This is a genomic window from Actinotalea ferrariae CF5-4 (assembly GCF_000603945.1).
GTDB classification, from domain to species: domain Bacteria; phylum Actinomycetota; class Actinomycetes; order Actinomycetales; family Cellulomonadaceae; genus Actinotalea; species Actinotalea ferrariae.
The window spans coordinates 1-1,185 of sequence record NZ_AXCW01000493.1; the positions used below are offsets into that span (position 1 = coordinate 1).

A 1,185-nucleotide genomic window follows, 5' to 3' on the forward strand; every position below is an offset into this window, starting at 1 on the left:
GGCGGCTCAGCGACCGCCGAGGGAGTCCAGGGCCGCCGACAGGTCCGCCCAGAGGTCCTCGACGTCCTCGATGCCGACGGACAGGCGCAGCAGGTCCTCCGGGACGGTGCCCGACTCCGTGGCGAACCGGCGGCGGCGCTCCAGGCTGGACTCCACCCCGCCCAGGCTGGTGGCGGGGAGCCACAGCCGCACCGCGTCGACGACCGCGTCCGCCGCCGCGACGCCGCCGTGCGGGCGCACACCGAGGATCGACCCGTAGCCGGACAGCAGCCGCGTGGCCCGCTCGTGGCCGGGGTCGCCGGGCAGGCTCGGGTGCCGGACCTCCGCCACGGCGGGGTGGGCGGCCAGGCGGGCGGCCAGCTCGGCCGCGGAGCGCTGCGACTGCGCCACCCGCAGCGCCAGCGTCCGCAGGCCACGGAGCGCGAGCCAGACCTCCCACGGCCCGGCGACCGCGCCGTGCATGGTCCGGTACGCGGCGAGCCGGGCACGCAGCCCGGCGTCGTCGGTCGCGAGGGCCCCCAGGACGACGTCGGAGTGGCCGGCGAGGTACTTCGTCACCGAGTGCAGGACGACGTGCGCGCCGACCCGGAGGGGCCGCTGCCCCAGGGGCGTGGCGAAGGTGTTGTCGACGACGACGAGCGTGCCCGTGGCGCGGGCACCGGCCGCGAGGGCCGGCAGGTCGGCGACCTCGAGCATCGGGTTCGTCGGCGACTCGACCCAGAGCATCGCCGCGGGCGTGCCGGCGCCGTCGGCAGCCTGGCCGCGCACGGCCGCCAGGACCGCGTCGGTGTCCGCGATGTCGACGTGCTCGACGGTCAGCGCCCCGCGGCCGGCGAGCTCCGCGGCCAGGCCGAGCGTGATCTGGTAGGCGTGGCGGGGGACGACGAGGCGGCCCCCGGGCGGGACGAGGGAGAGCGCCGCGGCGACGGCCGCCATGCCGGAGCCGTAGACGAGGGCCGGCAGCGCCGCCTCCTCCAGGGCCGCGAGCGCCTCCTCGAAGGGCTGCCACGTCTCCGTGTCCGCCCGCGCGTAGAGCAGCTCGTCCGGTCCCGGGACACCGGCCGAGACGTAGGTGGAGGACAGCACCACGGGCGGGTTCACCGGCGCGCCCTGCCGGCGGTCGGGGCGGCCGGCCGCGACGGCGACTGTGGCGGGCGCGAGCCCGTGCCGGTGCGCTGGGGCGGC

General features: G+C 78.6%; 1 protein-coding gene. It reads right to left on the bottom strand.

Annotation, left to right across the window (positions count from 1 at the left end; genetic code table 11):
- Positions 1-6 precede the first annotated feature (6 nt).
- Positions 7-1,185: trans-sulfuration enzyme family protein (locus N866_RS18985; RefSeq protein ID WP_034229809.1), on the bottom strand; the 1,179-nt coding region annotated here is incomplete at its 5' end.